The sequence below is a fragment of the Streptomyces sp. CNX435 genome (assembly GCF_059570575.1).
Map to the genome: position 1 here is coordinate 187,807 of NZ_JCANTA010000012.1, position 26,761 is coordinate 214,567.

General features: G+C 72.1%; 26 protein-coding genes, 1 tRNA gene and 1 pseudogene. 13 read left to right on the forward strand and 15 right to left on the reverse strand.

Annotated features, from left to right (window positions below; all coding sequences use genetic code 11):
• Positions 1–26: 26 nt before the first annotated feature.
• The 6 genes from T328_RS21110 to T328_RS21135 all read right to left on the reverse strand — a co-directional run bounded on the left by T328_RS21110 (position 27) and on the right by T328_RS21135 (position 5,642).
• Complete coding sequence (locus T328_RS21110) at positions 27–1,898, reverse strand: glycoside hydrolase family 2 protein (RefSeq protein ID WP_496497674.1); 1,872 nt, start codon at positions 1,896–1,898, stop codon at positions 27–29.
• A gap of 231 nt (positions 1,899–2,129) precedes the next feature.
• Positions 2,130–2,798: an NADPH-dependent F420 reductase gene (locus T328_RS21115; protein WP_496497675.1), complete on the reverse strand. Its 669-nt coding sequence runs from the start codon at positions 2,796–2,798 to the stop codon at positions 2,130–2,132.
• A gap of 8 nt (positions 2,799–2,806) precedes the next feature.
• Entirely contained in the window at positions 2,807–3,877 is a 1,071-nt protein-coding gene (locus T328_RS21120) for an LLM class flavin-dependent oxidoreductase (protein ID WP_496497702.1), read from the reverse strand.
• 59 nt (positions 3,878–3,936) lie between these two features.
• Complete coding sequence (locus tag T328_RS21125; protein WP_496497676.1) at positions 3,937–4,776, reverse strand: alpha/beta fold hydrolase; 840 nt, start codon at positions 4,774–4,776, stop codon at positions 3,937–3,939.
• Positions 4,777–4,880: 104 nt separating this feature from the next.
• On the reverse strand, positions 4,881–5,303 hold the full coding sequence (locus T328_RS21130; RefSeq protein WP_496497677.1) for a (4Fe-4S)-binding protein: 423 nt from the start codon (positions 5,301–5,303) through the stop codon (positions 4,881–4,883).
• Between the two features lie 30 nt (positions 5,304–5,333).
• A complete protein-coding gene (locus T328_RS21135) occupies positions 5,334–5,642 on the reverse strand; it encodes a GNAT family N-acetyltransferase (protein WP_496497678.1) in 309 nt (102 codons plus the stop codon).
• A gap of 354 nt (positions 5,643–5,996) precedes the next feature.
• On the opposite strand from T328_RS21135, the gene T328_RS21140 reads away from it, so the two are divergent.
• From T328_RS21140 to T328_RS21160, 5 genes are all read left to right on the forward strand, one after another.
• Positions 5,997–6,464 carry a MarR family winged helix-turn-helix transcriptional regulator gene (locus T328_RS21140; protein WP_496497679.1) on the forward strand — a complete coding sequence of 156 codons (468 nt, stop codon included), beginning with the start codon at positions 5,997–5,999 and terminating at the stop codon, positions 6,462–6,464.
• Positions 6,465–6,538: 74 nt separating this feature from the next.
• Complete coding sequence (locus tag T328_RS21145) at positions 6,539–7,171, forward strand: helix-turn-helix domain-containing protein (protein ID WP_496497680.1); 633 nt, start codon at positions 6,539–6,541, stop codon at positions 7,169–7,171.
• Between the two features lie 31 nt (positions 7,172–7,202).
• Positions 7,203–7,610, forward strand: coding sequence for a Rid family detoxifying hydrolase (locus T328_RS21150; protein WP_496497681.1), 408 nt, complete (start codon positions 7,203–7,205; stop codon positions 7,608–7,610).
• A gap of 392 nt (positions 7,611–8,002) precedes the next feature.
• Complete coding sequence (locus T328_RS21155) at positions 8,003–8,659, forward strand: ATP-binding protein (RefSeq protein ID WP_496497682.1); 657 nt, start codon at positions 8,003–8,005, stop codon at positions 8,657–8,659.
• A gap of 679 nt (positions 8,660–9,338) precedes the next feature.
• A complete protein-coding gene (locus tag T328_RS21160; RefSeq protein WP_496497703.1) occupies positions 9,339–10,205 on the forward strand; it encodes an MFS transporter in 867 nt (288 codons plus the stop codon).
• Positions 10,206–10,311: 106 nt separating this feature from the next.
• Here T328_RS21160 and T328_RS21165 read toward each other — a convergent pair.
• The 7 genes from T328_RS21165 to galU form a co-directional block, all read right to left on the reverse strand.
• Positions 10,312–10,385: transfer RNA gene (locus T328_RS21165), tRNA-Ala, on the reverse strand.
• 80 nt (positions 10,386–10,465) lie between these two features.
• A complete protein-coding gene (locus T328_RS21170) occupies positions 10,466–11,908 on the reverse strand; it encodes a SepX/GlpR family protein (RefSeq protein ID WP_496497683.1) in 1,443 nt (480 codons plus the stop codon).
• 124 nt (positions 11,909–12,032) lie between these two features.
• On the reverse strand, positions 12,033–12,611 hold the full coding sequence (locus T328_RS21175) for a GNAT family N-acetyltransferase (RefSeq protein WP_496497684.1): 579 nt from the start codon (positions 12,609–12,611) through the stop codon (positions 12,033–12,035).
• Between the two features lie 35 nt (positions 12,612–12,646).
• On the reverse strand, positions 12,647–13,210 hold the full coding sequence (locus T328_RS21180) for a MogA/MoaB family molybdenum cofactor biosynthesis protein (RefSeq protein ID WP_496497685.1): 564 nt from the start codon (positions 13,208–13,210) through the stop codon (positions 12,647–12,649).
• Positions 13,207–13,698, reverse strand: coding sequence for a cyclic pyranopterin monophosphate synthase MoaC (moaC, locus tag T328_RS21185; protein ID WP_496497686.1), 492 nt, complete (start codon positions 13,696–13,698; stop codon positions 13,207–13,209). Before moaC ends, T328_RS21180 begins: the two co-directional genes overlap by 4 nt.
• A 74-nt stretch (positions 13,699–13,772) precedes the next feature.
• Positions 13,773–15,152, reverse strand: coding sequence for a molybdotransferase-like divisome protein Glp (glp, locus tag T328_RS21190; protein ID WP_496497704.1), 1,380 nt, complete (start codon positions 15,150–15,152; stop codon positions 13,773–13,775).
• A 224-nt stretch (positions 15,153–15,376) separates the two neighbouring features.
• Positions 15,377–16,285, reverse strand: a complete 909-nt coding sequence (galU, locus tag T328_RS21195) for a UTP--glucose-1-phosphate uridylyltransferase GalU (RefSeq protein WP_496497687.1) — start codon at positions 16,283–16,285, stop codon at positions 15,377–15,379.
• A 30-nt stretch (positions 16,286–16,315) separates the two neighbouring features.
• Between galU and T328_RS21200 the strand changes: the two genes are divergently transcribed.
• Positions 16,316–16,930: a 5-formyltetrahydrofolate cyclo-ligase gene (locus tag T328_RS21200; RefSeq protein ID WP_496497688.1), complete on the forward strand. Its 615-nt coding sequence runs from the start codon at positions 16,316–16,318 to the stop codon at positions 16,928–16,930.
• Between the two features lie 116 nt (positions 16,931–17,046).
• On the opposite strand, the gene T328_RS21205 is transcribed toward T328_RS21200, so the two are convergent.
• A complete protein-coding gene (locus tag T328_RS21205; RefSeq protein ID WP_496497689.1) occupies positions 17,047–19,734 on the reverse strand; it encodes a penicillin acylase family protein in 2,688 nt (895 codons plus the stop codon).
• Positions 19,735–19,890: 156 nt separating this feature from the next.
• On the opposite strand from T328_RS21205, the gene T328_RS21210 reads away from it, so the two are divergent.
• From T328_RS21210 to T328_RS21230, 5 genes are all read left to right on the forward strand, one after another.
• Positions 19,891–21,411 (forward strand): potassium/proton antiporter, encoded by a 1,521-nt coding sequence (locus tag T328_RS21210; RefSeq protein ID WP_496497705.1) that lies wholly within the window; start codon positions 19,891–19,893, stop codon positions 21,409–21,411.
• A 198-nt stretch (positions 21,412–21,609) separates the two neighbouring features.
• On the forward strand, positions 21,610–22,005 hold the full coding sequence (locus tag T328_RS21215; protein ID WP_496497690.1) for an FmdB family zinc ribbon protein: 396 nt from the start codon (positions 21,610–21,612) through the stop codon (positions 22,003–22,005).
• A gap of 30 nt (positions 22,006–22,035) precedes the next feature.
• Positions 22,036–22,884: an S-methyl-5'-thioadenosine phosphorylase gene (locus T328_RS21220; RefSeq protein WP_496497691.1), complete on the forward strand. Its 849-nt coding sequence runs from the start codon at positions 22,036–22,038 to the stop codon at positions 22,882–22,884.
• 154 nt (positions 22,885–23,038) lie between these two features.
• Positions 23,039–23,962 carry a hypothetical protein gene (locus T328_RS21225; RefSeq protein ID WP_496497692.1) on the forward strand — a complete coding sequence of 308 codons (924 nt, stop codon included), beginning with the start codon at positions 23,039–23,041 and terminating at the stop codon, positions 23,960–23,962.
• A 114-nt stretch (positions 23,963–24,076) separates the two neighbouring features.
• Positions 24,077–24,589, forward strand: coding sequence for an MscL family protein (locus tag T328_RS21230; protein ID WP_496497693.1), 513 nt, complete (start codon positions 24,077–24,079; stop codon positions 24,587–24,589).
• Between the two features lie 97 nt (positions 24,590–24,686).
• On the opposite strand, the gene T328_RS21235 is transcribed toward T328_RS21230, so the two are convergent.
• The gene (locus T328_RS21235) at positions 24,687–24,845 is read right to left on the reverse strand and encodes a hypothetical protein (protein ID WP_496497694.1); all 159 of its coding nucleotides are present in this window, start codon (positions 24,843–24,845) and stop codon (positions 24,687–24,689) included.
• A 359-nt stretch (positions 24,846–25,204) separates the two neighbouring features.
• Here T328_RS21235 and T328_RS21240 point away from each other — a divergent pair, with 359 nt between their 5' ends.
• The gene (locus T328_RS21240; protein WP_496497695.1) at positions 25,205–26,419 is read left to right on the forward strand and encodes a P1 family peptidase; all 1,215 of its coding nucleotides are present in this window, start codon (positions 25,205–25,207) and stop codon (positions 26,417–26,419) included.
• Positions 26,365–26,761 (forward strand): annotated as a pseudogene (locus tag T328_RS21245) (MmyB family transcriptional regulator); the annotation flags it as partial. The gene T328_RS21240 and the pseudogene T328_RS21245, both read left to right, overlap by 55 nt.

Here is a 26,761-nt window from a genome sequence, read left to right on the forward strand (position 1 = left end):
TCCCCCGCCCCGCGCCCCCTCGGCCGCTATGCCCCCTCCCCCACGCCCCCCTCCGCCTCGAACGCCGCCGGCCGCAGCTGCGCCTCCCGTACGCGCCGCACGTCCAGCTTCTCCGACCGGTCGAACCGGTAGATGCCGTTCTGCTCCTGGAAGACGTCCGTCAGCTGCGTGTAGCAGTACCCGAACATGTCCGGGTCCTCCAGGAGTACCCCGGTCAGCCCGGCGAAGCGCTCGTGGAACGCCTCCTCGTCGCGCGGCCGCTGCCCGTACCCCCACGACACCAGCCGGTCCTCCCCAGCGGACGCCGCGTCCTCCGGGTTCCACCAGATGCCGCCGAACTCGCTGCAGAAGTAGGGCTGTCCGCCGTACGGCAGCGACCAGGTCTGCCCCGCCGCCTCGTCCTGCGGGTTGACGAAGGGCGTGCCCGCGCGCAGCCCCGCCATCAGCGCGCCGAAGACCTCCGGGTCCTGCTCGTAGCAGTGCGAGTCGTAGACGTCGGTCTCCGGTACGCGGTGGGCGTAGCCGGAGGCGTCGAGGACGGGCCGGGAGGTGTCGGCGGCCTTGGTGGCGAGGAACATCGCGCGGGTGACGTCGTCGAGGACGCTCTGCCGGTCGGTCAGCTGCTGCCGCGTCTCGTTGAGCGGGCACCAGCCGATGAGGGCGGGGTGGGAGTAGTCGCGTTCGACGGCCTCCAGCCACTGGGCGACGAAGCCGGCGGTGGGCTGCTGGTTGTCGGGACCGACGGGTCCCCCGGTGCTGGCGCCCCAGTCGCCGAACTCGCCCCAGACCAGGTAGCCGAGGCGGTCGGCGTGGTGCAGGAAGCGCTCCTCGAAGACCTTCTGGTGCAGACGGGCGCCGTTGAAGCCGGCGGCGAGGGAGAGTTCGATGTCGCGGACGAGGGCGGCGTCGTCGGGGGCGGTCATGAGTCCGTCGGGGTACCAGCCCTGGTCGAGCACGAGCCGCTGGAAGACGGGCTTGCCGTTGATCAGGATCCGCTTCCCGTCGATCGTCACCGCGCGCAGGCCGGCCGTGCAGACGGCACGGTCGGTCACGGTACCGTCGGGACCGGTCAGTTCCAGGGTCAGTTCGTACAGATGGGGGTCCTCGGGAGACCAGGGGCGGCGCCGGTCGTCGGGTACGGGCAGCACGAGGCGCGGCGCGAGGTCGAAGTCCGCCGCGACGTCCGCCTCGGCGACGACGCCGTGCGCGTCATGCAGCCGGGCGCGCACGCGGTGGCCGGTGCGGCTGCCGGCAGGGCCGGCAAGAGGGGCCTCGACGTGGAAGCAGCCGGCCGCCAGGTCGGGGGTGATGCGGGGCCGCCCGAGGTGCGTGTCCGCGACGGGCTCCAGCCAGACGGTCTGCCAGATGCCGGTGGTACGGGTGTAGAAGCAGGCGTGGTTGTCGTACGCGGTCGACTGCTTGCCCCGCGCCTGCGGCCCCCGCGCGGCGTCCCGCGCCCGCACGACGACGACGGCCTCCTCCCCGGCCCGTACGACATCGCCGAGGTCGGCGCTGAACGGGGTGAACCCCCCGCTGTGCCGGACGACTTCGGTGCCGTTGACCCACACCGTGGCGTCGTGGTCGACGGCCCCGAAGTGCAGCACGGCCCGCCGCCCGGCCCACTCGGCGGGTATGCGCACGGTGCGGCGGTACCAGACGGCGTGGTGGAAGTCGGTGTCCCCGATCCCGGACAGCTCCGACTCGGGACAGAACGGCACGACGATGCGCTCGGGCAGCTCGGCCCCGACGAGCCCGCGCTCCAGCCCGCTGTCGCCGGGATCGCGGGCGAACTGCCAGGTGCCGTTGAGGTTGAGCCAGTCCGTGCGGACGAAGCTGGGCCGGGGGTATTCCGGACGGGGCGTACCCGCGGGGGCGGGCGGGGCGTACGAATCGGGCATGGCGAAGGTTCTCCTGAAGGAGGACGTCAGGTCGGACAGGGTGCCGTCCCCACCATCCCAACATCTCGATGCAACGTTGTAAACCATGCGCCGAAGAGGCTCCGCCAGCCCGCTTTCAACGTGGCAACCGCGGCCGGCCGGCGCCGGTTCACCCCCGGACGGCCCGGATGTCGGCGGCGGTGGGGAGACCAGAGAGGGGTCACCGTCCGGCCGGGGGTGCCGACTGTCGGCTTACGGGCGCTCCAGGAGTACGGCCGGAGCGGGGATGCCGGTGAGAGTGCGAAGCCGGTCGGCGCCGACGTTGGCGCCGAAGGCGGGGGTGCCGGGTTCGAGCCGGGCACCCGCCGCGAGGTCGCCGATGGTGAGCGGGTCGAATCCCAGCGTCTCGACCAGTTCCGACACGACGGCCAGATCCTCGGGTGAGTCGCCGGCGATCGCGATCGCCTTGCGCCCGGGGGTTCCGGCTGGGCGGGCCCCGTCTTCGAGGTCGTGGTAACCCATGTGGTTGAGGGCTTTCACGACTCGCGCGCCCGTCAGAAACCGTTGCACGGCCTCGCTTGAGGAGGTGTCGGACGGGACGACCGTTTCGCGGGGACCGTCGATTTCCCACCAGTGGTTCATCGCGTCGACGACCAGCTTCCCGTTCAGCTCCGGGATCGGGAGGTTGCGGTGTTTGCCGAGCGGGAGGGCGAGGATGACCACGTCGGCGGCGTCCGCGGCCTTGTCCGGCCACACGGCGGTCGCGCCGGGGGTGAGGATCTCGGTGGTCAGCGCGATCTTCGCCGGATCTCCGGATCCGGAGACCAGGACCCGGTATCCGGCCGCGACCGCCAGGCGCGCCAGGACGGTGCCGACCTTCCCGGCCCCCAGGATCCCGACGGTGGCGACCGTGGTGGTCACAGGGGGTGTCATCGTTTCGCCCCCGCCGTGACGGTGGGCTGTTCGGCCAGAAGCTCGCGGACCCGGGGGATGACGCGGGTTCCGTACAGCTCGACCGAACGCAGCCGGGCGGTGGCGGAGACGGTGCCGGCGGCCGAGTAGATCATGTCGAACCGGCCTACGCCGAGCGCCCGGATCGCGTGGGCGATCTTGTCCGCGACCGTCTCCACCGAGCCGACATACAGCGATCCGTGTGCCACCTCGGCGTCGAACTCCTCCCGGCGGATCGGCGGCCAGCCGCGCAGCGCCCCGATCCGGTCGCGGGTCTCCTTGAACCCGGGGTAGAAGAGTTCTTTCGCCTCGGCGTCGGTCGCGGCGACGAACCCCGGCGAGTGCATCCCGACCGGCTGTGCGGTGGTGCCGAGCTGCTCGCTCGCCCGCCGGTAAAGGTCGACATAGGGAGCGAACCGGTCGGGGGCGCCGCCGATGATGGCGAGCATGAGCCGAAATCCGTAGCGGGCGGTGCGGACCACGGACTGAGGTGACCCGCCGACTCCCACCCAGCTTTCGAGACGTCCGGACTCGGTCTTCGGGTACACGTCCGCATCTTGCAGGGCGGCACGGGTGGTGCCCTCCCAGCTGACCGGCTTCTCGTCCAGAAGTCGGTGGAACAGGTCGATCTTCTCTTCGAACAGCACCTCGTAGTCCTTCAGGTCGTACCCGAACAGCGGGAACGACTCGGTGAACGAACCCCGTCCGAGGATGACCTCGGCGCGACCGCCGGAGAGCGCGTCGAGAGTGGCAAAGCGCTGGAACACCCGCACCGGATCGTCCGACGACAGAACCGTTACCCCCGAGGCGAGCCGGATGCGCTCCGTGGCGGTCGCGATGCCGGCCAGCACGGTCTCAGGGCTCGAGATCGCGAACTCCGGCCGGTGGTGCTCTCCCAGCGCGACCACGTCGATGCCGACCTGATCGGCCAGCACCGCCTCGGTCACGGCCGCGCGGATCGCCTGCGCGTACGAGACGATTTCCCCGCGGTCGTCACGGGGCCGGTCCCCGAAGCTGTCGATACCGAACTCGATCTGCGAAACATCCATCATTCAAGTCCTTCAGATCTTTCGTCGTGCGCGTGCCGTCGCCGGGTCTCGTCGCGGATCTAGCCGAGGAAGGAGCGCAGGGCTGAATTGACCTCGTCCGCGTGTGTCCAGAGCAACCCGTGCGGGGCGCCCTCGATCTCCATGTACTGCGCGTCGGGCAGGTCCCGTCGAAAGCGGCGGGCGGTAGCGTCGATGGGCAGGATCTTGTCGGCCGTGCCGTGCAGGATCAGCGCCGGCTTGCCGCTGTCGCGGACCGCTTCGACGTCGGCGCGGAAGTCCTCGATCCAGGCGGAGACGACCGCGTAGGCTGCCACGGGGGCACTCGACGTCGCCACGTTCCAGCTTGCGGTGACGGCCTCCTGGCTGATCCGGTTGCCGAGGTTCTCGTCGAGATCGTAGAAGTCCGAGAAGAACTGCGTGTACCAGGCGTACCGGTCGCCTTTCGCCGCCGCCTCGATTCCGTCGAAGACCTTCTGCGGCACGCCCTCGGGGTTGTCGTCCCGGGCGACGAGGAAAGGCTCCAGGGAGGCCAGGAACGCCAGCTTGGCGACCCTTTCATGGCCGAACCGCGAGACGTAACGGGCGACCTCGCCCGTACCCATCGAGAAGCCCACCAGGACGACGTCGCGAAGGTCGAGCGTCTCCAGCACGGTGTTGAGGTCTGCGGCGAAGGTGTCGTAGTCATACCCGGAGTTCACCTTCGACGACCTGCCGAAGCCCCGGCGGTCGTAGGTGATGACGCGGTATCCGGCGGCGAGGAGACTTTGCGTCTGGCGCTCCCAGCTGTGCCCGTTCAGTGGGTATCCGTGGATGAGGATGACCGGCTGGCCCGCGCCCTGATCCTCGTAGTAGAGCTCGACCGGCGTGCTGTTTTCGTTTCCTACGGTGATGTAGCCCATTTACTCGTTCCTTCCGAGTCGTTGTGTGAATTTCGGGTTGCCGCTGAGGGTCGCGTCGGTCGCGGCGCCTCCGGCCTCGGTCCACGAGTTCAGGTGAGGGCGGGTCACCCGGACGCTGACTGACCGCATGGCCCCGCGTGGTCGCAGTACGGCTGCAGACGGTTCTGGCCGCAGCCGCACAGAACGACCCTGGTCTCCGCGCGCGAGCCTGCCGCCGAGTCCACGCTCAGCTCGCCGCGCGCGACCACCTGTCCGACGGAGTTGCGTGTGATCCGCGTAGGCCGGTCCGGAATCTCCGCCCCGCCGTCCACGAGTTCGTACTGCAGCGCACCCGAGGGACAGCGCCGCACCACTTCGGCCAGGCGCTCGGCCTCGGCGCCGTCCGGCCGGATCCACGGGCGCTTGTCCGGATCGAAGACCTCCGGCAGACCGTGGACGCATTCGGCGGCGTGCAGGCAGCGCCCGGCCTCGAATGTCACGGTGATCGACTGGCCCTCGTACGCCTTCTTCTCGGTTCCGCTGCTCATACCGGCCTCCGTCGCCGCCATGCCCGGTGTTCAGTCGCTGACTCTGCTGCGGGACTGATACAGCAGGTCCTGGTAGTCGGGGTGCCGGGCGATCCACCCCGCGAAGAACGGACAGGTCGCCAGCACCCGCAGGTTCGCGGCGCGCGCCTCGTCGAGGGCGGTCCGAGCCAGTGCCGCCCCGATCCCCCTGCCCTCGTACTCCGGCGAGACCTCGGTGTGCACGAACGCGACGAGTTCCGTCGTGCGGATGTAATCCGCGATGCCCGCGACCTCGGACTCTCCCTCGACCCGGGCTTCGTACCGCTTGGCTTCGGGAACGTCACTCACTTCAACTGCCACGTGTCCTCCAAGTGCCTTCCGCGTGGTCGATCAGCACGAGGACGCTCTCCTCGGGCGTCAGCAGCGCGTCGAGCCGCGGTGCGCCGGCGTCTCGACGCTTACACATTTGGTTGATGTGTCATCTACATTAGCGGGCCAGTCGTTGAATCGTCAACTAGATGCCGAGTTGCCGACCCGCCGACGCCTGCCGGACGCATGGACACCCGGCCCAGGCCACCACCGCTGGAGCCGTCCACCCAGGAGAGCGCTGCAGTACGGAACGTTGCGACTCATAACGGAAAGTGAGGCTTTGAAATCAGAATCGGCCGCCCCTGGGGATGGATGAGCTGTCAACGATCTCGCTACGCTCCCACCATGGACGCACCGCCTCGCTGGCTGACCTCGGAGCAGTCCGCCGCCTGGGACAGTTTCATCCGCATGCAGGAGAAGCTCATCGGACGGCTTTCCCGGCGAGTCCAGGCTGACTCCGGGATGTCCGCCTCCGACTACATCGTGTTGGTCAAACTCACCGAATCCAGCGGCAGGCGGATGCGCTTCATGGACCTGGTGAAGGTGGTGGAGTGGGAGAAGAGCCGTATGTCCCACCAGGTCGGGCGGATGGTGAAACGCGGACTGGTGGCTAAGGAAGAGTGTCCCGACGACGGACGAGGAGCGTTCATCGTCGCCACCGCGGCCGGCTACAAGGCGATCGAAGACGCCGCGCCTGTACACGTCGAACACGTCCGCCGACTGTTCATCAACGCCCTCACCCGCGAAGAACTCGACACGCTCGCCCGGATCTCGGACCGAGTCCTCGCGCACATGGAGAAGCAGCCCGACTGACGCATCGGACGATCACGCCGCGGCCCGATCCGCGGGCTTCACGAGGCGGCAACTCAACTGTACGATTGAAAACTATGATGGACAGCGCGTTCGCCTCCGCTAGCAGCGGCGTGGCCCGGACCGTCAGGGCTCACCGTGAGGCCCGCGGCTGGTCCCTCGGTGCGCTGGCGGGCCGGACCGGCCTGTCGAAGACTCTGTTGTCGACGCTCGAATCCGGCGCCGGCAACCCGTCGCTGGAGACGATGTGGCGCCTCGCACGCGCCTTCGACATCACGCTCGGAACACTGCTCGGCGAAGAGAACCTGCCACAGACCCGGCTCGTCCGGGCCGACGACGGTCCGTCCATGACATCCGAGAGCGGCCTGGTGGCGCGTCTGGTCCTCGCCGAGGGCCGCAGTCACCGCACCGAGATCTACGACGTCCGCGTCCTGGCCGGGATCCCGTACACCAGCCTGCATCCGCCCGGCACCGAGGAACTCGTGTACTGCATCGAGGGCTCGCTGGAGGCGGGCCCACAGGGTCAGGAGGCGGAACTGTCGGCAGGCGATGCCCTCTGGTTCCCAGGTGATGTGACGCACCGGTACTTCTCCCGCCAAGGGGCCCGCGTGCTCTCGGTCATGAGCTATCCGCCCGCGCGATACGGCGGCGCGGGCGGCAGCCCGGAGCCGGACCAGACAGCCACGACAGCCACGCAGCGGGGCGGTTGAAGCACCGCCCGACCCGACCCGGAGGTGGTTCGTGAAGGACACACAGCGCACACCCGCCAAGCGCGTCATCACCACGCCGCACGCGGTGCTCCCCCTCGGCCCTTTCCCCCAGGCGGTCCAGGCCGGCGACTTCCTGTTCATCTCCGGCACCGTCCCCTACGACTCGGCTCGCGAGCAGGTCGTCGAGGGCGGCATCGAGGAGCAGACGGCGCACGTCATGGGCAGCATCCGAGCGATACTCGAAGCGGCCGGCGGCACACTGGACGACCTCGTGAAGGTCACCATCCACATGAAGGACGTCGACGACTGGGCCAAGATGAACGCGGTCTACGAGACGTACTTCGACGACTACCTTCCAGCCCGGATGACGATGCAGTCCCCGCCGCCGCTGGGCTTCCTCGTCGACATCGACGCCATCGCCCACCTCCCCGCACGGTGAGCCGGGACTCCCGGCCGTCCCCGTAAGGACCGGTCAACTACTCGGCCCTGAAGGGCCGGGCTTGTTGGCTCGGTGTTCGCGTTCGACTGCGTCCGCGCCGTCCATGGTCCGTTCCGGCCCCCACTGAAGGAGCGCCAGGCTGTAGGGTTTCGCGGTCTCGGCCAGTGCCCGAACCTGGTCGTCAGTCACGGTTGGTGCGGGTGCTCCAGACCGGGCCAGGACCATGGTGATGACCAGCACAGTCCGGCGCGGACGGCGCGCCAAAGCCGCGTCGGCGACGAACCTGGCCAGCTCGCGGTCCCGGGCTCCGCCCGGCGGTGGGCGGCCACTGGGCCGCCGCTGAGGCCAGAACGACCGGGGCGGTGCGCCACCCGGCCGGTAGCCTCCGACACATGTTGTTGGGGCGAGACGAAGAGAGGACCGCGATCGCGCGGCTCGTCAAGGAGGCCGACGCGGGTCGAAGCCGGGCCCTGGTCGTGCGAGGAGAGATGGGCGTCGGCAAGTCGGCGCTGCTTGAACAGGCCGTACGCGAGGCGACCGGGCTGCGGGTGCTGCGCGCCGTCGGGGTGGAGGCGGAGGCGGCTCTGCCGTTCGCCACCTTGCAGATGTTGCTGCGCCCCGCGCTGCGTCGGCTGGACGGACTCCCGGGTCCGCAAGCGGCCGCGCTGCGCGGCGCGTTGGGGCTCTCGGACGCCGGGGGCGGCGACCGGTTCCTCGTCGGGCTGGCCGTGCTCACGCTGCTGTCGGACCTTGCCGAGGAACGTCCGATCCTTCGCCTGATCGACGACGCCCACTGGCTCGACCCGGCCTCCGCCGAGGCCCTGCTGTTCACCGCTCGCCGTCTCGACGCCGACGGCATCGCGCTCGTGTTCGCGGCCAGGGACGATGGCTCCGGAGTGCCTTCGTCGCGCCCGGCCTGCCCGAGCTGGTGCTGGACGGTCTTGACCAGGCCGCCGCCGCCGATCTCCTCGCGGAGCACGCGCCCGACCTCGCCACGGGCGTACGAGACCGGATCATCGAGGAGTCGGCCGGGAACCCGCTGGCGCTGATCGAGCTGCCATCCGGGCTCAGCGCGGAGCAGAGGGCCGGGCGGGCGCCCGCGTCGGCCACGCTCCCCGTGACGAGCAGGGTGCTCTCCGTCTTCGGCGACCAGATCGGCCGGTTGCCCGACGAGTCCCGACTGCTCCTGCTCGTCGCCGCCGCCGAGGGCACCGGCGACCTGGGGACCGTGCTCCACGCGGGCCGAGCGCTCGGGGTATCCGTGACCGACCTTGAGGTCGCCGAGCAGGCTGGGCTGCTGCGTGTCACGGGCACGTCGGTCGCCTTCCGGCACCCGCTGATTCGCTCGGTCATCTATCAGAGCGCCCCGCTCACCGTTCGTCTCGCCGTCCACGACGCCCTGGCCGACGCGCTCGACGGGGACCGGAGGGTGTGGCATCGCGCCGCGGCCGTCACGGCGCCGGACGAGAGCATCGCAGCCGGGTTGGAGCGCGCCGCGGAGGGCGCGCGAGCCCGCGGGGCACTGGCCACTGCGGTCTCGGTCTTCGAACAGGCCGCCCAGCTCAGCCCCGATCAGGCCGAGCGGGCCAGGCGGCTGACCCTTGCCGCCCAGTCGGCGATCACCGCCGGTCGAACCGAGCGGGCGGCTTCGCTGGCCGGGCGAGCGGGCGCGCTTGGGGATGGTGGTCCACCCGCTCGGTCACTCTGCTCGCCCTGGGAATCGCCGGGCTGACGCTGTTCGTGACCGCCGAACGCCGGATGGGCGACGAGGCGCTCCTGCCGCCCCGGTTGTTCCGCGCCCGGATCTTCACGTTGGTCAACGTCATCAACTTCGTGGTCGGCATCGGGATCTTCGGTGGCATGATTCTCCTGCCCCTGTACCTTCAGATCGTCAAGGGGCTCGGCCCGACCGCGGCCGGACTGATGCTCGTTCCGCAGACCGCGGCCATCATCCTCGCCGGCCGGATCACCGGCCCCATCGTCGTCAGGACCGGCTCCTACAAGGGGTTCCTGATGCTGGGGGTGGCACTGGTGGCCGTATCCGCCTTCGGGTTCAGCGGCCTTGGCACGCGGAGCCCGCTCTGGCAGCCAGGCGTGCTCGCCGCCGTCATGGGACTGGGTATCGGCATGTTCTTCCAGGTCGTGATGACGGCGTTGCAGGACGGCGTTCCGGCGCGGGACATCGGCGTCGCCAGTGGACTCTTCACCTTCTTCCGCCAGATCGGCGGTACCGCCGGGGTCGCGGTCCTCACCTCGGTGCTGTTCGACATCGTGGGCGGGCGCATCGCCGCCGCCATCGACGCCGCGCGGGCGACCCCCGACTTCCAAGCGGCCCTGGACGACCCGGCAGCGACCTCGCCCCCCGTCGACCAGGTCCTGGTGGCGAACATGCGCGCCGGAACCGCCGACATCGACCTGAACGACACCTCGTTCCTGAACGACCTGGACCCCCGCCTGTCGGCCCCCATCCTCGAAGGCATGTCCAGCGCGATAAGCACCGCCTTCCTGATCGTCGCGTTCGCCACCGCGATCGCCACGGTGTTCCCCCTGGCCCTCGGCGAGAGATCCACAGAGCCGCAGCATCCGGGCCGATAATGGCTCTGACCCCATGAACGCCAAGATCCCGCCCGATCGGATCGATCGGACGGGATCTCGTCAACCGCTCACACCTGGACTCGTGAACGGTCCTGAAGTAGTGAAGTGGACCTGTGGGGATTTGAACCCCAGACCCCCTCGATGCGAACGAGGTGCGCTACCGGACTGCGCTACAGGCCCTCACAACGGAAGGAACCCTAGCATCCCGGCCCCCTGGCCAGCCAATCGGTTCCGGCCGTCAGGCGGGGTGGGGCGCGGGGTTACTCGTTGGCGGCGCGGCGGCGAGGTGGGTCGGCGTACTGGTCGAAGAGGGGGGTGCGGTTGGCGGGGCGGCGGCGCGGGGTGTCCGGGGTGGGGTCCTCGGCGGGGTGGGGGTCGGTGGGCGGGGTCTCCGGCGTCGGGGGGTGGGGCTCGGCGGTGCTGGAGCGGGCCGAGCTCCAGGTGTCCGGGGCGTCGAGGTCCAGGCCGCGGGTGGCGCGGGGGGCCACGGGGGCCGTCACGTACGTGGGCAGCGGGACCGGTACGGGGTCCCAGCCGGCGTCCGCGGGGCGGTCGCGCTCGCGCTGCTGGTCGACCCACTCGGCGTGGTCGGTCTGCTCCACCAGCGCCCGGCGGTCCGCCTCGTACGCCGCCGCCGGGGCGTCGAACGGGGCCGTGGCGGAGGGGTCGTGGTCGTCGCCGTCGTGCGCGTCGTGGGCGTCGCGGACGTCGTAGGCGTCGTGGACGTCGTGGGCGTCGTTCGCTGCGTGACCGGCGTGACCCGCGTGCCCGTCCCGCGCGTCGTCGTAGGCCGCTTCCGCGTCGGCCTCGTCCGACACCGTTCCGGCGCGGCGCCGCGCTTCGCCGCTCTGGCGTGCGGCGCGGCCCTCGCGCAGCCGGCGGGCCGCCGCCTCGCCGCGGGCCGGGTCGGCGGTGAACGTACGGCGGCGGCGCTCCTGGGTGCGTACGCGGACGACGTACGCCGTGAGCAGCAGCCCCGGGACCACCACGGCCCACAGGAAGCGCGGCCCGCCCACCGAGGCCGCGACGGCGCCGGCGGTGAGCGCCACGAAGAGCAGCGTGAGCGTGCGCCGGCGGCGGGCCAGCACCCGGGCCCGGGCCCGGCGTTCCGCGGTGGCCTGCGGCGACTGGTTCCGGGCCGCGGCGGGGGCCGGGGCGGGCGCCGCCGAGGACGCGGGTTCGGGGGTGGTCGGCTCGGCGGGCGCGGGCGCGGGGGCGGGTGCCGGGTTGTCGACGGCGCGCGGGCTCGGGTTCGTACCCGCATGTGCGCTCGGGCTCGTACCCGCGCGTGCATCCGTGCGCCCCGCCGCGGGCCCGTCCGGCTCCTCGTCCACCCTCGCCTCCGCCGCCGCGCCCGGGCGGGCCGCCGACGCCGCCGGGCTCTGCTTGCGGGTACGGCGCGGCGGCGGGGCGGTGGCGCGGGGGTCGGTTGCGGGCACGGCAGCGGCCCGGACGTCCACCACGCCGCCTGCGGCGGGCGCGGCGTCCGGGCTGTCGTCGTCGCCTCCGGCGTCCTCTCCGGAGCCGTCCCGGTCCTGGGTACGGTCCGCGCCGCCCCGCCCGGTCAGCAGCCGGATGGCGGTGCTGAAGCGTTCCGTCGGACGGGCTTCGTTCAGCTCGTCCTGCCTACGGAGCCACATCGGCACCAAGTAGGCGGCCCAGGCCCCGACGATCATTGCGTAGATGAGGCCGCTGCTGCTCACGCCTTACACGGTAGAGGCCGCGGCGTCAGCGCATGGGCCAATTGGCTCGGTGTGTCGCACCATCTGGCTGATATCTCGACCTTTTCTTCTGACTTTTTACGGCTCGCACTATCGAATCTTTGTTTTATTTCTCCGAGTGGCGCAGCCCGCGCCACCTGGTGATCAGCCCCTCCTGCACTTCCTCGGTGGTCAGCACGTACACCAGGTGGTCGCGCCAGGCACCGTCGATGTGCAGGTAGCGCGGGCGCACACCCTCTTCACGAAAGCCCAGCTTTTCCACCACCCGGCGGCTCGGCATGTTCTCCGGCCGGATACAGACCTCGATGCGGTGCAGGCCCACGGTCCGGAAACAGTGGTCCACGGCAAGCGCCACGGCGGTGGGCATCACACCGCGGCCCGCGTAATCCCGGTCGATCCAGTAACCGATATGCCCGGAACGCATCGAGCCCCACGTGATGCCCGCCACGGTCAGCTGCCCACACAGCGTGCCCTCGTATTCGATGACGAAGGGCAGCATCCGCCCGGCGCTCGCCTCGCTCCGCAGATGCCGGACCATCTGCCGGAACGTGGGGCGGCGGGTGTGCGGGGTGCCGGGGGGCGGGGGCGGGACGGTGGCCTCCCAGGGGCGCAGCCAGTCGCGGTTGCGCTTGTTGATCTCCCGCCAGGCGCGCTGGTCGCGCACGCGGATGGGGCGGAGGGTCACCGGTCCCTCCACCAGCACCGCGGGCCAGGACGCGCTCAGTGGGCACCGCCGGGGTGTCTGGGGCGGTCGTCCCCCGCGCGGGGGCGGCCGTCGCCCGCCGCGTGGTCCGCGCCCCGGGTCTCCGGAGAGCGCACGTGGTCACCGCCGCGCACCTGGTCGACCGCGTGCGGCAGCAGCCGCGCCAGTACCGCGAGCCCGTCGCGTACGCCGCCCGACGAGCCCGGGAGGTTGACGATGACGGTACGGTCCGCGACCCCGGCGAGGCCGCGGGACAGCGCGGCCGTGGGCACCTTCTCGTACCCGTACGCCCTGATCGCCTCCGGTACGCCCGGCAGTTGCCGGTCCAGCACCCGGGCGGTCATCTCCGGGGTGCGGTCGGTGGGCGAGACGCCCGTGCCGCCGGTGGTCAGGACGACGTCGTAACCGGCGGCGACCGCCTCGCGCAGCACCGCCTCCACGGGCTCGCCGTCCGGCACCACCCGCGGCCCGTCGGCGGCGAAGCCCATCTCCGCCAGGCCCGCGACGAGCAGCGGCCCGCCCGTGTCGGCGTACACCCCCGCCGCCGCCCGGTTGGACACCGTGACCGCCAGGGCCCTCATGACCGGCTCCAGTCCCCGGACTTGCCGCCGGTCTTCGCCTCGACCCGTACGTCCGTGATGACCGCCCCCTTGTCGACGGCCTTGACCATGTCGACGACCGTGAGCGCCGCCACCGACACCGCGGTCAGCGCCTCCATCTCCACCCCCGTACGGTCCGTGGTGCGCACGGTCGCCGCGATCTCCACCGCGTCGTCGGCGACGCCCAGGTCGACGGTGACACCGGAGAGGGCGAGCGGGTGGCAGAGCGGGATCAGCTCGGGGGTGCGTTTCGCGCCCATGATGCCGGCGAGCCGGGCGGTGGCCAGGGCGTCGCCCTTCGGCAGCGTCTCCCCGGGCGCGGTGCCGCGGAGCAGTTCGACGACGCGCGCCGAGACGAGGACGCGCCCGGAGGCGCGGGCGGTGCGCGCGGTGACGTCCTTGGCGGAGACGTCGACCATGCGGGCGGCGCCCGTGTCGTCGAGGTGGGTCAGGCGGCTGTGCTGGCTCATGGCGTCAGGAGCTCCCGGGGTGAATTCGCGCGGAGCCACCGTACCTCCACACCTCCACGGCGGCGGCCCGCGGCTCAGTCGAGGAGTACGACGTCGACGGGCGAGCCCGGCGCGACCTCCGTGGTCTCCTCCGGTACGACGACGAGCGCGTTCGCGCGGGCCAGCGCCGCGACGAGGTGCGATCCGGCGCCGCCCACGGGGGCGACCTCCGCGGGGGCGGCCTCCGCGGGGGCGGTGCCGGCGTCCGGGCCGGTGTCCGCCGGCTCCCGCTCGTACCAGCCGCGGAGGAACTGCCGCCGGCCCGCCGGCGACGTCAGCGGCTCGTCGGCGGCGAGCCTGGCCCGCACCACCGGACGGTGCACCGGCTCCACGCCCATCAGCCTGCGGATCACGGGGCGTACGAACATCTCAAAGGAGATGTACGCGCTGACAGGGTTGCCCGGGAGGGCGAACAGCGGGGTGCGGTCCGCGCCGATGCGGCCGAAGCCCTGCGGCTTGCCCGGCTGCATGGCCAGCCGGCGGAACTCCACGCCGCCGCCCGCCTCGCCGTCCAGCTCGGCCAGCGCCTCCTTCACCACGTCGTACGCCCCGACGCTGACGCCGCCGCTGGTGACCAGCGCGTCCGCGCGGATCAGCTGGTCCTCGACGGTGGCGCGGAGGGTCTCGGCGTCGTCGGCGACGGCGCCCACGCGATAGGCGATGGCGCCCGCGTCGCGGGCGGCGGCGGTCAGCGCGTAGCTGTTGGAGTCGTGGATACGTCCCGGGGAGAGCTGCTCGCCGGGGGGCACCAGCTCGCTGCCGGTGGACAGTACGACGACCCGGGGGCGCGGGCGGACCCGCACCGTGCCGCGGCCGATGGCGGCGAGCAGCCCGATCTGCGCCGGGCCGAGCACCGTGCCGGCGCGCAGCACCAGGTCGCCGGCGAGGACGTCGCTGCCGCGGGTGCGTACGTGCCGGCCGGTGTCGGCAGGGGCGTAGATCCGCACCTCGCCGCCGGCGCCGGCGGGCGACTCGCTGTGCGGGCGCATGGCGTCGACGCGACCGCGGCCCGTACCGCCGTCGGTCCACTCCACGGGGACGACGGCCTGCGTGCCGGGCGGCAGCGGGGCGCCGGTCATGATCCGGGCGGCCTCACCGGCGCCGACGTGCGGCAACTCGGCGCCGCCGCCCGCCGGGACGTCGCCGATGACGCGCAGGACGGCGGGGAACTCGTCGCTTGCGCGCTCGACGTCGACGGTGCGCACCGCGTAGCCGTCCATGGAGCTGTTGTCGAACGGGGGGAGGGCGACGGCGGCCGTGACGTCCTCGACGAGGACGCAGCCCTGGGCGTCGAGCAGCTGCATCTCCAGCGGATCCAGCGGACGGATCTGCCGCAGTATGTCGTCGAGGTGCTCTTCCACGGACCACAGTCCGGAGGACCGGCGCCCCGACTGCCCGGCGCCGGTCTCCTGCACCCCGGCGTCGGACTCCTGCGCCCCGGCGTCGAACTCCTGCGCCCCGGCGTCGGTGTCCTGCAGCCCAGCGTCGGTCTCCTGCACCCCGGCGTCGGTGTCCTGCAGCCCGGCGTCGGGCTCCGGCTGCTGCCCGGCGCCGGACTCCTGCACCGCGGCGTCGGACTCCCGCACCGCGGCGCCGGACTCCGGCTCCTGCTCCCCCGCCTCCTTCACGGCCTCGCCGCTCAATCCGCCATCTCCTCCGCGACGTACTTCCGCAGCCACGCACGCAGGTCGGCGCCGAGGTCCTCGCGCTCGCACGCGAGGCGGACGATGGCGCGGAGGTAGTCGCCGCGGTCGCCCGTGTCGTACCGCCGGCCCTTGAACACCACGCCGTACACCGGGCTCTGCAGCTCCGCTTCCGTCGCCAGCCGCTGCAGCGCGTCGGTGAGCTGGATCTCGTTCCCCCGGCCGGGCTCCGTCGTGCGCAGCACGTCGAAGATCGCGGGGTCGAGGACGTAGCGCCCGATGACCGCGTAGTTGCTGGGGGCGTCGGCGGCGGAGGGCTTCTCCACGAGGTTCGTCACGCGTACGACGTCGCTGTCCGCGGTGGTCTGCACGGCCGCGCAGCCGTAGAGGTGGATCTGCTCCGGGTCGACCTCCATCAGCGCGATGACGCTGCCGCCGTGGTCGGCCTGGGCCCGCACCATGCGGGCCAGCAGCGGGTCGCGCGGGTCGATGAGATCGTCGCCGAGGAGGACGGCGAACGGCTGGTCGCCGACGTGCTCGGCGGCGCACAGCACCGCGTGGCCGAGGCCGCGCGGGTCACCCTGGCGGACGTAGTGGATGTTCGCCAGGTCGTTGGACTCCGCGACCTTGGCCAGGCGTCTGTCGTCGCCCTTCCTACGGAGAGCCTCTTCCAGCTCGTAGTTGCGGTCGAAGTGGTCTTCGAGCGGTCGCTTGTTCCGCCCGGTGATCATGAGAACGTCGGTGAGTCCGGCCGAAACGGCCTCCTCGACGACGTACTGGATCGCGGGCTTGTCGACCACGGGCAGCATCTCTTTCGGCGTCGCCTTGGTCGCCGGCAAGAAGCGGGTCCCGAGGCCGGCGGCCGGGATGACAGCCTTGGTGATCCGAGTACGCGATGAATCCATGTTCAGCACCATAAGGGTAGGTACGGACAAGTGGGCAGCGACCAGGCCGGAAAGGCGGCGTTGCGCCGCACCCTACTCGCGGCGCGGGCCGCCGTGCCGCGGGATGAGGCGGAGGCGGCGGGGCGGCGGCTGGCCCGGCGGGCGCTGGAGCTGCCGGAGCTGGCACAGGCGCGGACGGTGGCGGCGTACGTGTCGGTGGGGCGCGAGCCGGCCACGCGGGAGCTGCTGGAGGAGCTGCGAGGGCGCGGGACGGCGGTGCTGCTGCCGGTGCTGCTGGCGGACGGCGACCTGGACTGGGCGGAGTACGGCGGCCCGGACGCACTGCGGGCCGCGGGGCGCGGGCTGCTGGAGCCGGCCGGGGCGCGGCTGGGTCCCGCGGCGGTGCGGGGGGCGCAGGCGGTGCTGCTGCCGGGGCTCGCGGTGGACGGCCGGGGGATGCGGCTGGGGCGGGGCGGCGGGTCGTACGACCGGGTGCTGGCGCGGCTCGCGGGGGGCGGGGGCGACGGGCACGACGGGGGCGGGGTCGCCCTCGTCGTGCTGCTCTACGACGGCGAGGTGCTCGACCGCGTACCCGCCGAGCCCCACGACCGCCCCGTGACCGCCGCCGTCACGCCCTCCGCGGTGCACCGCTTCCCGCGGCCGTAGGCGGGTTCGCGCAGCCGCGGCCCGGCGGCCACCGTCCCGTACGCACGTCACCGCCCGCCTCACCGCGCACGTCCCGCCACGTCCCGCCGACGTCCCGCCGACGTCCCGTACGGCCGTCACGGCGACAGCGTCATCGTGTCCTCCGCCGCTTCCTCGACCGCCTTGTCGCTGAACGGCCACTCGTACAGCTCGCCCTTCGCCCACGCCGTCGTCTGGTCCGTGTAGTGCGGGTGGAAGGCGTGCCCCGAGGCGCCGGAGAGGTTGACCCAGCCGGAGCCGTCGAAGTCCGCCAGGTCCACCACCATCCGCATCGACGGCACCCACAGCACGTCGTATCCGCCCGCCGCGTTCCAGCCGGTGGCGTTGACGGCGGCCTCGCCGCCGCTGAGGTTCCACGGGCCGCGGTTCAGCAGCCACTGCACGATGCCGGGCCCCTCGGTGCCCAGCGTCTGGTTGCGCAGGATCAGTTGGTGCAGACGGCCCCAGGACCAGGTGTCGATGTCCTTGTTCAGCTCGGCGGTCAGCTCCCAGCGGGCGTCGATCATGGCGTGCTCAAGGAGTTCGTCGCGGTTCCCGTCGCGGAGCTTGCCGTCGCTGCCGGTGGTCTTCCACCAGCGGTTGTCCTCGTCCTTGAGGATGGTCCGTACGACCTCGAACCACCGGTCCCCGCCGTCCGGCTGGGCGGCGTCCGCGTCGCGCTCACCGCACTCGCGCACGGTGGGGGGGCCGTCCGGGTCGGCCGCCGGGTTGGCGGGGGGCACGTTCAGGCACTCACCGTCCGGGCGCAGCTCCTTGGGCATCTTGTCGCCGAAGGCGAGCTTGAGGACGTTGCGCCAGACGGCGTTGAAGTACGCGGCGGCGGAGGAGTCGGTGTCCTGGCTGTAGTCCCAGTCCTTCAGCAGGTCCTGGGCCTCGCGGACCATCGGGTCGTCGATCTTGATCTTCAGCAGCAGCGGGGTGAGCAGCTCGGCGATCTCGCTGTGGTTGTCGAGCTGCATGGTGCGCATGTCGTCCGGGGAGATCTTCCCGCCGTCCTTGATCTTCTCCTCGATCATGTCGGCTATGCGCTGGCTGCGGGTGCCGTAGCCGGGGTCGGTGGTGATCAGGTACGGATAGTCGTTCTCGTTCACGACGGCCTGGTTGGCGGTGACGACGTACCCGCGTGCGGGATTGAGTTCCCAGGGCAGCTCGTCGAAGGGGATGTACTCGTCCCAGGAGTACGCCGGGTCCCAGCCGGGCGCGGGCAGGCTGCCGTCGCCGCTGCCGCGCCGCGGGATCTTGCCGGGCGCCTGGTAGCCGATGTTGCCCTCGGTGTCGGCGTAGACGAGGTTCTGCGAGGGCACGGCGAAGTCGCGGGCGGCGTTCCGGAACTCCCCGAAGTCCGCGGCCCTGTTGATGCCGAAGACGGCGTCCATGGTGTTGGACGGTTCCAGGGCGGTCCAGCGCAGCGAGACGGCGTAGCCGTCGCCGCGGTCGGGCGCGGAGTTGCCCACGGGGGCTTTCTTGCCGACTTCGGCGAGTTCGTCGCCGCGGTCGGAGACTACGGGTCCGTTGCGTGTGGTGCGTACGGTGATGCGCTTGTCCTCGCCGTCCGCGACCTTGATCAGCTCCTCGCGGGTGCCGAACTCGTGCGACTCGCCTTTGTACAGATAACCGTCGTCCTCGACCTTCTCCAGATATAGGTCGGCGACGTCGGCGCCGAGGTTGGTCAGCCCCCAGGAGATGTCGGCGTTGTGGCCCACGACGATCCCCGGCATGCCGGAGAAGGAGAAGCCGCTGACCTCGTACGGGCAGTCGTCGCTGATCCTCGTGCACTGCAGGCCCATCTGGTACCAGACGGAGGGCAGCTGCGCGGACAGGTGGGGGTCGTTGGCGAGCAGCGGTTTCTCCGTGGTGGTCAGGTCGCCGGAGACCACCCAGGAGTTGGAGCCGATGCCGCTGCCGCTGGGGCCGAGGAGGGCGGGTATGTCGTCCATGGTCTCCGCCAGCGCGCCCATCTGGGTGCTGAGGCCCTGCGCGGCGGAGCTGTACGTGTTCTGGGCGCCCTCGGGGTCGTAGCCGTCCTCGGTGGCGGAGCCGCCCTCCACGATGGGCTTGTTGCGCTTGTACGGGTACGGGGGGTAGAGGTCGGCGATCTCGTCCTCGTCGAAGCGCTGGGAGAGCAGCGAGCGGTCGATCTCGTCCTCGACGTTGGCCCGCAGGTCCCATGCCATCGCCTTCAGCCAGGCGACGGAGTCGACCGGGGTCCACTCCTCCGGCTCGTAGTCGTTGACGAACCCCAGGGCGGCGTACTCCACGGACAGGGCGGAGCCGCTGTGGTCCGCGAGGTAGGCGTTGACCCCGTCGGCGTACGCCCGCAGGTACTTCTTCGTCTCCGCCGACAGCTCCTCGTCGTACTCCTTCTGCGCCACCTCCCGCCAGCCCAGCGTGCGCAGGAACTCGTCGGTCTCGACCTGGTCCGCGCCGAACATCTCCGCCAGCCGGCCCGACGTCATGTGCCGGCGGACGTCCATCTCCCAGAAGCGGTCCTGCGCGTGCACGAAGCCCTGGGCCCGGAAGAGGTCCTCGGCCGAGTCCCCGTAGAGCGTCGGCACGCCGCGGGCGTCGCGCTTGACCGTGACCGGCGAGCCCAGGCCGGGCAGCTTGAGCGACCCGGTGGTCTGCGGGAAGGAGTCACGCACCGTGCTGACCGTCCAGAACGCGGCGGCACCCAGACCCAGCACGAGCGCGGCGGCGAGTCCGATCGCGACGAAGATGAGGCGGCGCCTCTTGCCTGCCGTGCGGCCGTTCTCGTTGACGGGCATGCCTGTCCTTCTGGAGCCAGCGGAGCATTGCTGGAGCAACCTTAGGCGCCCGGTCAAGGGGCTCCGAACGGCCCCTGGACTGTCCCCCGAAGCAGCAGACGGACGGACACTCCGGGTAAATTCTCAGTCAAGCACGCAACGACGAGAGGGAGAAAGCTGTCAGTCGAAGAACTCAACAAGCTCGCGCTCGTCGCCGCCCTGGTTCTGCTGGTCGCGGTCGCGGCCGTCCGGCTCGCCTCCCGCAGCGGCCTGCCCAGCCTCCTGCTGTACATGGGCATCGGCATCATGGTCGGCGAGGACGGGCTGTTCGGCTACGCCTTCAACGACCCGGAACTGACCCAGGTCCTCGGCTACGCGGCCCTCGCGCTGATCCTCGCGGAGGGCGGCCTCAGTACGAAGTGGAGTGAGATCAAACCCTCGCTGCCGGCTGCCGCCGTCCTGTCCACCGTGGGCGTCGCGACGAGCGTCGGGGTGACGGCCACCGGCGCGCACTACCTCGTCGGCCTGGAGTGGAAGCAGGCGCTCATCATGGGCGCCGTCGTCTCCTCCACGGACGCCGCGGCGGTGTTCTCAGTACTGAGGAGGGTGCCGCTGCCCAAGCGGGTCATGGGCGTGATGGAGGCCGAGTCCGGGTTCAACGACGCCCCCGTGGTCATCCTGGTCGTCGCCTTCTCCACCACGGGGCACGTGGAGAGCTGGTACGTGCTCCTCGGCGAGATCGTGCTGGAGCTGGCCATCGGGGCGGCGCTGGGGCTGGCGATCGGCTGGCTGGGCTCGTTCGCGCTGCGGCACGTGGCACTGCCGGCCTCCGGCCTGTACCCGATCGCGGTGATGGCCCTGGCCATAGTGGCGTACTCCGTCGGCGCCCTGGCGCACGGCAGCGGCTTCCTGGCCGTCTATCTGGCGGCGATGGTCCTGGGGAACGCGAAGCTGCCGCACTGGTCGGCCACCCGCGGCTTCGCCGACGGGGTGGGCTGGCTGGCGCAGATCGGGATGTTCGTGCTGCTCGGGCTGCTGGTGACGCCGCACGAGCTGGGCGACGACATCCTGCCGGCGGTGGTCGTGGGGCTGGTGCTGACGATGGTGGCGCGGCCGGCCTCGGTGATCGTGAGCCTGCTGCCGTTCCGCGTCTCGTGGCGCGAGCAGGCGCTGATGTCGTGGGCGGGGCTGCGCGGCGCGGTGCCGATCGTCCTGGCGACCATCCCGATGGTGAACCACGTCCCCGACTCCGGACGCGTCTTCAATATCGTTTTCGTGCTCGTCATCGTCTACACGGTGGTGCAGGGGCCGACGCTGCCGCTGATGGCGCGGTGGCTGCGGCTCGGGGAGGGGGACGCGGCGTACGACCTGGGCATCGAGTCGGCGCCGCTGGAACGGGTGCGGGGGCACCTGCTGTCGCTGTCGGTGCCGGAGCGCTCGCGGATGCACGGGGTGGAGGTCGGGGAGCTGCGGCTGCCGCCGGGGGCGGCGGTGACGCTGGTGGTGCGGGACGAGGCGAGCTTCGTGCCGTCGCCGACGGACATCCTGCGGCGGGGGGACGAGCTGCTGGTGGTGGCCACGGACGAGGTGCGGGACGCGGCGGAGCAGCGGCTGCGGGACGTGGGGCGGGGCGGCAAGCTGGCGCGGTGGCTGGGCGGGAACGAGCGGGGAGGCGGGCTGGGCGGGGGGACGCGGTAGGGGGTGGCGCTCGGTACCGCCGGGGTGGAATTCGTACGAACAGTTATCTCTGTCTGCTACGGCCCCGCGGAGAGCCAGGGGACGATCACGTTCCGTGGCGGTGGCCTCCCGTACCCGCCTCGGTGGACTGACGGGCGGGAATGCTGCATGATGAAGCGTCGTTAGCACTCAACAGTTGAGAGTGCCAGGAGGAAGCACGTGCCGACCTACCAGTACCAGTGCACCGAGTGCGGCGAGGGCCTCGAAGCGGTGCAGAAGTTCACCGACGATGCGCTGACGGTGTGCCCCGCCTGCCAGGGGCGGCTGCGCAAGGTGTTCTCCGCGGTCGGTGTCGTCTTCAAGGGCTCCGGGTTCTACCGGACGGACAGCCGCAGCGGCTCGGGGGCGGGCTCCGGATCGGGCGGGTCCGGGTCGGGGTCGGGGTCGGGTGAGAAGAAGAGCTCGGAATCGTCGACTTCGTCCTCTTCTTCGTCGTCCTCCTCGTCGTCGTCGTCGAATTCTTCTTCCTCCTCTCCCTCTTCGGGTTCGTCCACTTCCTCCTCGTCGTCGTCCTCGTCGCCGTCCAAGTCGTCCAGCGGTACGTCCGCGGCCTGAGCCGCCGAGCCCTGCGGCTATCGTTGCGGAATGGCTGACGCAGTGGCAGAGCAGGCAGAGATAGGCGTCATCGGGGGCTCCGGGTTCTACTCGTTCCTCGAGGACGTCACGGAGATCGCCGTCGAGACACCGTACGGACCACCGAGTGACTCTCTTTTCCTCGGCGAGATCGCGGGGCGCCGCGTGGCATTCCTCCCCCGGCACGGCCGCAAGCACCATCTGCCGCCGCACCTCATCAACTACCGCGCCAACCTGTGGGCGTTGCGCTCGCTGGGCGTACGGCAGGTGCTGGGGCCGTGCGCCGTTGGCGGGCTGCAGCCGGAGCACGGGCCGGGCACGCTACTCGTACCGGATCAGTTCGTGGACCGTACGAAGTCGCGCGCGCAGACGTACTACGACGGCGTGCAACTGCCCGACGGTGCCACGCCGAACGTCGTGCACGTGAGCCTCGCCGACCCGTACTGCACGACAGGGCGCCGGGCCGCACTGAAGGCCGCGCACGAGAGCGGCTGGGAGGCGGTCGACGGGGGGACGCTCGTCGTGGTGGAGGGGCCGCGGTTCTCCACCCGGGCCGAGTCGTTGTGGCACCGGGCACAGGGGTGGGCCGTGGTCGGGATGACCGGGCACCCGGAGGCGGTGCTGGCCCGCGAACTGGAGCTTTGCTACACGTCGATGACGCTGGTGACGGACCTCGACGCGGGCGCCGAGACGGGCGAGGGAGTCTCCCACGAGGAGGTGCTCGAAGTCTTCGCGGCGAACGTGGGGCGGCTGCGGGACGTCCTCTTCGACGCGGTGGGGCGGCTGCCGGGGGCGGCGGACCGGGACTGTCTGTGCGCGGGGGCGCTGGCGGGCATGGACCCGGGGATCGAGCTGCCGTAGGGGCGGGTGGCGTTGCCCCGGGCGGTGTCGCTCGGGGCGATGTTGTCCACAACCGGGGAGTTATCCACAGGCCGGAGCGGGGCGGGCGGGGATCGGGCAGAGTTGAGGGCGTCACGGAACGCGATCGACTCGTCACGTACAGGTGGTGACCGCCATGTCTGCCCTGCCCCGCACTCTGCCCGGCCCTTCTCCGGCCTTCCCCTCCGCCCCGCGCGCCCGCTCCGGCGCCGGCCCGACCATGGGCCCCGGTATCGGCTCCGGTATCGGCCCCGGTGTCGGCCCCGGCTTGCGGTACGGCGAGGGCGACACCGGGGACAACGGCCCGGGTGGGGCGGCGACTTCGGGCGGTGGCGGCGGAGTCACGGCGGGGCCGGGACCGTTGCCGCGTGGGGCGCCGCCGCCGCGCGGGGTGCCGGAGTTCGAGCCGTTGCGGCCGGCGCGCGGTGCCCGGCTGCGCCGGGCAGTGGCGGGCCGCCGCCGGCTGCTGGCCGCCGTGCTCGCGATGGCGGCGGCAGCGCTGGCCGCGGCGCCGCACAGCGACGCGGAGAGCCCGCCGTCCGCCGCCGCGCCGGACGGCTCCGAGGCCGGCGCCCCCGCTGAGGCCGCTGACGCGACCTTCGAAGAGCGAGGCGGAGGCGGCGCCGGCCGGGCCGCAGGCGGCGAGGTGCGGGCGCCGGTGCGGATCGCGGACGCCGGGGTGGTCGGGCTGCTGGAGCCGGGCGACGTGGTGGACGTGCTGGCCGTCGGCACCGAGGACGGCCAGCCGGCATCGGTCGTGGCGCGGGCGGCCCGGGTGGCGGAGATCCCGGGGGCGGCCGAGACGTCGCATGCGGAGCAGCCACGGGCGGATGCGTCGGAGGGTGCGGAGACGGGGGGCCCGGCGGAAGCGACAGAGCCGATAGAGGCGCCGGACGGGCTGGAAATCCCGGAGGCTGCGGAGGTGCAATCGCCCTCGGGGGCAGCGGGATTGACCAGTTGGGACGGCGGAACGCTGGTGGTGCTGTCCGTGCCGCGGGCGACGGCCGCGGCGCTCGCCGGGACAGCGGCCGACCGGCAGCTGGCGGTGACACTGCAATGACGACGGCTGCGCGGACCGTCACCGGCCCGAGTGGAAGGATTGGACAATCCTTCCGTATCTCTGCCATACCTTGCTGGGTCGGCCGGCCCGTCGAGAGTGAAGCGAGGAAGGGCATTGAGCACGCAGGGCGCCGGGAGCACCTCGGGCAATCAGGGCGTCATCGCCGGGTTCAAGCAGTTCCTGACACGCGGGAACGTGATGGAACTCGCGGTCGCCGTCGTCGTCGGCGCCGCGTTCACGAATATTGTCAACGCGGTCGTGAAGGGCGTCATCAACCCCGTCGTCGGGATCTTCGGCTCGAAGAATCTCGACAAGTACCACTCGTGCTTCAGCGACGTCTGCACGACCAGCCCGGAGGGCGAGGTCACCGAGGGCGTCGCGATCCTCTGGGGCCCGGTGCTGAGCGCCACGCTGACGTTCGTGATGACCGCGGCCGTCGTGTACTTCGCGATGATCCTGCCGATGAACAAGCTCCGGGAGCGGCAGGCGGCGAAGGCGCCGGCGGAGGAGACGCCCGTGGAGGCCACGGAGGTCGAGCTGCTGACGCAGATCCGCGACGAGTTGGTGGCCCAGCGGAACGGCTCCTCGCCGAGCGTCGACGCCGGGACGTTGCCGACGCAGAAGTAGGGCGTCGCAGCGGGGGACCCGGCAGCGGCGGGGGCCGGGCAGCGGCTGGGCCGCCGGCGTGCGGGCCTGGCGCAGGCCCGCGCGGGCCCGATCGGCGTCAGATGTGGTGCGGCGGCTTCTCGTCGAGGAAGCGGGCCAGGTCGGCGGCGCTCCCCTCGGCGGCGGGCCGCTCCCCCCAGCCCTCGTCGGTGTCGTCCCGGCTCTGCTGCGTCAGCGGGTCGTCGAAGACGAGCGGGTTTTCGGGCTCGGAACTCATACGCCCCAGGGTACGCGGCGCCGCAGCGCCCCGCCGCGCGGGCAGGGCCGGGCACCGGCGCCCGGCGCCGGCGCGGTCGGCCTCGGACGGGCTGAGGTCCGGTGGTCCGGTGGGGCGGGGTAGCGGACGAGCGGCGTGGGTCCGGTGCCGGAGGTGAGTACCCCGGGCCGGGAGAGAGCCGCGACGGGCTTTACCCCAAACTCTCTAGAGAGTTTGGGGTAAAGCACCAAACTCTCAGCCCCGCCTGCGAAGCCCGCGGACCGGCCTGCGGCCCTGGCACGGCGGTCGCCCTGAGTCCGGGTGCGCAGTCGGGCTCGGGTGCGGTCGAGGGGGCGCGGATGGCGGTTAGGGTGCGTCGCATGGGCGTGGACGGGATCACGGATGTGGCGGGGGTGCGCGTCGGGCACGCGTCCCGGGCCGGGGACGGGTGGCTGACCGGGACGACGGTGGTGCTCGCTCCCGAGGGCGGCGCCGTCGCCTCCGTGGACGTACGCGGCGGCGGGCCCGGCACACGGGAGACCGACGCCCTCGACCCGCGGAACCTCGTGCAGCGGGTGGAGGCCGTGGTGCTGACGGGCGGCAGCGCGTACGGGCTGGCTGCCGCGTCCGGCGTGCTCGCCTGGCTGGAGGAGCAGGGCCGCGGCTTCCGGGTCGGGCCCGACCCCGCGCAGGTGGTCCCGGTGGTGCCGGCGGCGGCCCTGTTCGACCTGGGCCGCGGCGGAGACTTCCGGGCCCGCCCCGACGCCGCCATGGGCCGGGAGGCCGCCGCCGCGGCGGCGGCCTCGGCACCCGGCGCCCCGGTGGCGCAGGGCAACGTCGGCGCGGGCACGGGCGCGGTGTGCGGGGCGATGAAGGGCGGCGCCGGCACGGCGAGCACCGTGCTGCCGTCCGGCAGCACGGTCGCCGCGCTGGCGATCGTCAACGCCGCCGGCTCCGGCGTCGACCCGGCCACGGGCGCGCTGTACGCCGAGCTGCAGGGCGACGCCGGCGGGACCGAGGGCGGTCCCGCGACGCCCGACGGGGCAAGGGGAGGGGATGGGGGGCGGGGGGTCCCCCCAGAGGTTTCCCCGGAGGTCGTCCCGGAGGTCGTCCCGGGGGTCGTCCCGCGGGTGCTCCCCGAGCCGGCGGTGCACGCGGCGGCGTTGCGGCGGTTGGCGGCAGCGCGGGAGGAGACCGCGCGGCGGTTCGCCGCGTCGGCCCGGCCGCCGCTGAACACGACGCTGGCCGTCGTCGCCACGGACGCCACCCTCGGCAAGGCGCAGGCGCAGAAGATGGCCGGCACGGCGCACGACGGCCTCGCCCGGGCCGTACGCCCCGCGCACCTGCTCTCCGACGGCGACACCGTTTTCGCGCTGGCCACCTGCGCCCGGCCGCTGCAGCCCGCGGACGCCGTCGCCGCCGACCCGGCATTCGCCGTGCACCAGGAGGCCGGGGCGCTCAACGAGATCTTCGCGGCCGGGGCGGACGTCCTGACCCGCGCCATGGCCAAGGCGCTGCGCGCCGTCGAGGGCGTCGACGGCCCGGGCGGCGTCTTCCCGTCGTACGCCGACCTCTACGGCCCCGGCTCCGTCTAAAGGCTGTGACCGGACAGGTCCACCGGTTTCTGCCCGGTGGCGGCGCCCAGCCCTCGGCCCAGGTTCTGGCCGCGCTGGCCCGCGCGCTGCGGCTCGACGGCGACGAACGCGACCACCTCTTCCACCTCGCCGACCGGCCCCTCCCCCCGGCCGCGTACGGCACGACCGCACACGTACAGCCCGGCCTCCTCGGCCTGCTGGACCAGCTCACCGCCACCCCCGCCCAGATCATCACCGACCTGCACGAGATCCTCGTCCAGAACCCCCTGGCCGTCGCCCTCGTCGGCCGCCCCCCGGCGCAGAGCGGACCCCGGGCGAGCCTGGTCTACCGCTGGTTCACCG

What these genes read in the sequence shown, in the direction of transcription:
- T328_RS21130 (WP_496497677.1), bottom strand. Translation starts at nt 5,303, where the DNA reads ATGAGCAGCGGAACCGAGAAGAAGGCGTACGAGGGCCAGTCGATCACC.
- T328_RS21220 (WP_496497691.1), top strand. Translation starts at nt 22,036, where the DNA reads ATGGCTGACGCAGTGGCAGAGCAGGCAGAGATAGGCGTCATCGGGGGC.
- T328_RS21180 (WP_496497685.1), bottom strand. Translation starts at nt 13,210, where the DNA reads ATGAGGGCCCTGGCGGTCACGGTGTCCAACCGGGCGGCGGCGGGGGTG.
- galU (WP_496497687.1), bottom strand. Translation starts at nt 16,285, where the DNA reads ATGGATTCATCGCGTACTCGGATCACCAAGGCTGTCATCCCGGCCGCC.
- T328_RS21140 (WP_496497679.1), top strand. Translation starts at nt 5,997, where the DNA reads ATGGACGCACCGCCTCGCTGGCTGACCTCGGAGCAGTCCGCCGCCTGG.
- T328_RS21240 (WP_496497695.1), top strand. Translation starts at nt 25,205, where the DNA reads ATGGGCGTGGACGGGATCACGGATGTGGCGGGGGTGCGCGTCGGGCAC.
- T328_RS21120 (WP_496497702.1), bottom strand. Translation starts at nt 3,877, where the DNA reads ATGGATGTTTCGCAGATCGAGTTCGGTATCGACAGCTTCGGGGACCGG.
- T328_RS21110 (WP_496497674.1), bottom strand. Translation starts at nt 1,898, where the DNA reads ATGCCCGATTCGTACGCCCCGCCCGCCCCCGCGGGTACGCCCCGTCCG.
- T328_RS21155 (WP_496497682.1), top strand. Translation starts at nt 8,003, where the DNA reads ATGTTGTTGGGGCGAGACGAAGAGAGGACCGCGATCGCGCGGCTCGTC.
- moaC (WP_496497686.1), bottom strand. Translation starts at nt 13,698, where the DNA reads ATGAGCCAGCACAGCCGCCTGACCCACCTCGACGACACGGGCGCCGCC.
- T328_RS21125 (WP_496497676.1), bottom strand. Translation starts at nt 4,776, where the DNA reads ATGGGCTACATCACCGTAGGAAACGAAAACAGCACGCCGGTCGAGCTC.
- T328_RS21235 (WP_496497694.1), bottom strand. Translation starts at nt 24,845, where the DNA reads ATGAGTTCCGAGCCCGAAAACCCGCTCGTCTTCGACGACCCGCTGACG.
- T328_RS21145 (WP_496497680.1), top strand. Translation starts at nt 6,539, where the DNA reads ATGATGGACAGCGCGTTCGCCTCCGCTAGCAGCGGCGTGGCCCGGACC.
- T328_RS21205 (WP_496497689.1), bottom strand. Translation starts at nt 19,734, where the DNA reads ATGCCCGTCAACGAGAACGGCCGCACGGCAGGCAAGAGGCGCCGCCTC.
- T328_RS21225 (WP_496497692.1), top strand. Translation starts at nt 23,039, where the DNA reads ATGTCTGCCCTGCCCCGCACTCTGCCCGGCCCTTCTCCGGCCTTCCCC.